The 4,403-nt window shown below is 63.8% G+C and carries 1 protein-coding gene and 3 pseudogenes; 2 read left to right on the top strand and 2 right to left on the bottom strand.

The annotated features are described in order from the left end of the window. Positions 1–88: 88 nt before the first annotated feature. A pseudogene (locus ACWDSJ_RS37765) lies at positions 89–1,242 on the top strand (IS3 family transposase). Positions 1,243–1,282: 40 nt separating this feature from the next. Here ACWDSJ_RS37765 and ACWDSJ_RS37760 read toward each other — a convergent pair. Then, a pseudogene (locus ACWDSJ_RS37760) lies at positions 1,283–1,483 on the bottom strand (IS3-like element ISMyma3 family transposase); the annotation flags it as partial. Between the two features lie 137 nt (positions 1,484–1,620). On the opposite strand from ACWDSJ_RS37760, the gene ACWDSJ_RS37755 reads away from it, so the two are divergent. Then, on the top strand, positions 1,621–3,279 hold the full coding sequence (locus ACWDSJ_RS37755) for an IS4 family transposase (protein ID WP_082976714.1): 1,659 nt from the start codon (positions 1,621–1,623) through the stop codon (positions 3,277–3,279). Between the two features lie 61 nt (positions 3,280–3,340). On the opposite strand, the pseudogene ACWDSJ_RS37750 reads toward ACWDSJ_RS37755, so the two are convergent. Next, positions 3,341–4,314: pseudogene (locus tag ACWDSJ_RS37750) on the bottom strand (IS3 family transposase); the annotation flags it as partial. Positions 4,315–4,403 lie beyond the last annotated feature (89 nt).

The following is a 4,403-nucleotide window of genomic DNA, read 5'->3' as shown; positions in this document are numbered from 1 at the left end:
TGAGTCCGGAGACTTTGATGTTCCCCGGGTTTCCCGGAGTCGGTTTGGCTGACTTCTTGGTCACGACACCGTCGAAGGAGACTCGTTCGTGCCAAGGCGCTATCCCGAAGAGTTCCGCCGCAAGGTACTGGATCTGGTCGCTGCCGGGCGTCCGGTCGCGCAGGTCGCCGCCGATCTGGGCATCAGTGACCAGACGATCTATGTCTGGCGCAAGCAGGAACTGATCGACACCGGCCAGCTACCCGGCGCAAGCCGCGCCGAGCAGACCGAACTGTCGATGGCCAAACGGCGGATCCGGGAACTAGAGCAGGAAGTGGCGATCCTGAAACGGGCTCGTGAACTGCTGAAAGAGCAGGGAGGCGACCCAAAAGGCGATACGCGGCCATAGCCACCATGGCGTCCGAGGGCTTGCCGGTGCAGGCCGCGTGCCGGCTCCTCGACGTCGCCGAATCGGGCTACTACGAATGGCGGTCCCGGCCGCCGTCTCAGCGTTCGATCCGGCATGTGTGGCTACTGGATCAGATTCGCGCCGTCCACGCCGCTTCCCGCGGCACCTACGGTGCCCACCGTGTCCACGCCGAACTCACCCTCGGTCTCGGAATCAGCGTGGGCCACGGCCAGATCGAGCTGCTAATGGCCCGCGCCGGGATCAAGGGGCTGCCCGGCAACCGCCGACCCAAGCCGAGGCATCAGACCCCGACAGCGGGAGATCTGGTCAACCGGTCGTTCACCCGATCACAGCCAAATCAGTTGTGGGTCACCGACATTACCGAGCACCACACCCGGGAAGGCAAGGTGTACTGCGCGGTCGTGCTCGACAAGTTCTCCCGCCGGGTCGTCGGCTGGTCGATCGACTCGACCCAGACCGCCGCGCTGGTGACCAACGCGCTGGGCATGGCCATCGCCAACCGCTCACCACAGGCCGGGACGATCATTCATTCCGACCACGGAGTCCAATTCACCTCCTGGGCCTTCACCGACCGGGCCCGCAAGTCCGGGCTGGTGCCCTCGATGGGCTCGATCGGCGATTGCTACGACAATGCTGTCATCGAATCCTTTTGGGGCAGAATGCAAACCGAGCTATTGAACCGTCAAAGATGGAGAACCCGGATCGAACTGGCAAACGCGATCTTCGAATACCTGGAGATCTTCCACAACCGGCGACGCCGTCACTCGGCCCTGGGCATGCGGTCCCCTATCGAGTACGAGATGATGCAATCACCCATCCAACCCGTGGCCTGAAGTCCAGCATCCCGACTCCACGAAACCCGGGGAACATCACTTATCGGTATGACGGCCCGGCGGGTTGCTGGGCTGGTTGTTGAGAGTAGTAGGCGGTCTCCATCTCCGCGGGAGGGATATCGCCGCAGTAGCGGTAGAGCCGCCGGTTGTTGAACCAATCGACCCATTCGGCGGTAGCGAATTCGACGTGGTCGACGCTGCGCCACGGTCCGCGCGGTTTGATCAGCTCGGTCTTGTAGAGGCAATGCCGCGTAGTTAAGTCGTTGGTAGGCAGGTCAACTCGGGTTTTTCCTAAGGAGGGTGTCGGGGAGGTAAGGCAACGGGACCTCTGCTATTGAGAGAAGCCGTCCAAGGTCTTCCTGCATCCGAGAGGTCCCGTTGCCCTCCCAGTCTGTCACTACGACGCTCACCCGCACCATTACCGTGGCCGGAGGAATCTTCGCGCCCGGTCACCTTGGGGAGCTCACGCAGTACCTGCCGTTCGAGTTGATCGATGACGTTCTCACCCGGACCCGGACGGTGCAGCGTCGCACCCGCTTGCTGCCCTCGCGCGTCGGGGTGTATTTCGTTCTGGCTCTGGCGGTTTTCCCGACGCTGGGCTATGAGAGGGTCTGGGACAAGCTGATCGCCGGGCTAGGATCGCTGCTCCCTCGCAGGCCCTCGGAGAAGGGACTGCGGGATCTTCGCCGGCGTCTGGGAGCGGCACCGTTGAGGGCGCTGTTCGAGGTCGTGGCAGGCCCGCTGGCGCAGCCCGCCACCCCGGGTGTGTGCTATCGGCATTGGCGCACTGTGGCTTTCGACGGCTGCGGTTCGCTGCAGGCTCCAGACCAGGACCGGATCCGGATGCGGCTGGGCAAGTTCACTCGATACCGCGGCGGCACCGAGGGCTACCCGCATCTGCGGGTCGTGACCTTGTGTGAGACCGGGACCCGCGGCCTACTCGGCGCAGTCTTCGGCTCGATCAAGCGTAGTGAGACCGACTACGCCGCCACTTTGGTGCCGCTGTTGAACGACACGATGCTGTTGCTGGCCGACCGCAACTTCGGTGGTGATGACATTCTCACCCGCGTCGCGGCCTCCGGCGCTCAGCTCGTGGTCCGGCTCAGCTCTCGCCGTCGTCCGGCCGTGTGGGCCACACTGCCCGATGGATCGGTTCTGACCAGGATCAATGGTTACCGCTTCCGCATCGTCGATATCCAGATCACCGCCACCTGCGCGGACGGATCCCGCACGGGTGACCGCTACCGGATCATCACCACCCTGCTCAACCACCGCACCGACCCAGCGATCCAGATCGCCCGCCTCTACCACGAGCGCTGGGAGATCGAATCAGCATTCTTCGCGTTGCGCCACACCATGTTCCGCGGACGCGTTCTGCGTTCCACCGACCCGGTCGGCCTCGAGCAGGAGATGTGGGCCGCCCTGACGATCTATCAGACGTTGCGCCGCGCCATGTGTGACGCCGTGGAGACCGCTCCGGGAACCGACCCCGACCGGGCAAGCTTCACCGTGGCCATGACCGCCGCCATCAACCAGATCGTCACCGCAACCAACATCACCAGCAACGACTCACCCGAAAACGCAATCGCCCGAGCGGTTTTGGAGAAACTCTTGCCCGCCCGCCGTCCGCGCATCAGCGCCCGCAAGGTCAAATGCCCCATGTCCCGCTACGGGACCGCCCTCACCGGCAACCGCCCTACCAAGAGCCAAGCCGTCATCCGGCTGGAACTCTGCGCACTCACCGACCCACAACAGACCGAAGCGGCCGAACACCCCGCAAGCACTGCCGACCCGGGCCACCGCCAGCAAGTGTTGCAGCTACTGCGGACCGACCCCGACCGCGACTGGACTCCCAGCGAAATCACCCAAGAGCTGAAACACGTTCGCTACCGAAGCCTTTGCAGCCAAATAGGCCGATGGACCGACCAAGGGTTCCTCGACCGGATCGGTCGTGGACGCTACCGCCTCAACCGCCAATGGCTGGCACCGGAACCACCACAGCCAGACGGCGACTCGACAACCGACCCCACCGCTTAACTACGCGGCCTTGCTTGTAGAGGCCGTTGATCGTCTCGGCCAGGGCGTTGTCATACGATTATCCGACCGCCCCGACCGACGGCTGGATCCCAGCCTCGGCCAACCGCTCGGAGAACGCAATGGATGTATATTGCGAACCCCTATCCGTATGGTGCACAACATCTTTCACATCCCATCCGGCCCGCTCGCGGGTCCAGATGGCGTGCTCGATCGCGTCGAGCACCAGCGAGGTCGTCATGGACGTGGCGGTTCGCCAGCCGATGATCCGGCGCGCGTAGGCGTCGATCACGAACGCGACGTAGACCCAGCCCGACCACGTCGACACATATGTCATGTCCGCCACCCATAACCGATTCGGTGCCGACGGCGCGAAGTGACGCTGCACCAAATCCGCCGGCTGCGGCGCGGCGGGATCGGGCCAGGTGGTGCGTTTGACCCGGCCGCGGACAGCGCCGCGCAATCCGAGTTCACGCATCAACCGCTCGACGGTGCAGCGGGCCACTGGATGGCCCTCCCGGTTCAGCTGCAGCCATACCTTTCTCGCGCCATAGACCCCGAAGTTCTCCGAATGAACGCGTGTGATCTCCACCTTCAGTTCTTCGTCACGGAGCTCCCGTCGCGCCGGAAGGCGTTTGCGTTGCTCGTAATACGTTGATGGGGAGGCTTTTACGCCGAGTTCGCAGAGCGCGGCGCAGATCGACTCGACACCCCAGACGAGGCCACCGCTTTCACGGTGGCCCTGATGTTCGGTGATGAACCGAACGATCAGCGCTGGGGCCGGTCGATCTCGGCGGCGAAGAAAGCCGACGCAGCCTTGAGAATTGCATTGGCGCGCTTGAGTTCTGCGTTCTCGCGTCGCAGCCGCTTCAGCTCCGCCATCTCATCGGAACTGGTTCCTGCCCGGTTTCCGGTGTCGATCTGGCCTTGGCGCACCCATTTGCGGACAGTTTCCGGCGTCCCGACCCCGAGCAGGTCAGCGACCGCTTTCATCGCCGCCCACTCCGACTCGTGCTCGCCCTTGATCTCGGCGAACATCCGCACGGCCCGCTCACGCAGCTCCTGCGGGTACTTCTTCGAACTCGACACGACTCCATCCTTCACAGAGGTTGAAGTCTCCCGACACT

The organism is Nocardia sp. NPDC003482, from assembly GCF_053588115.1.
The sequence above is the reverse complement of the archived record's forward strand: the minus strand, read 5'-3'. Positions and strand labels throughout refer to the sequence as shown.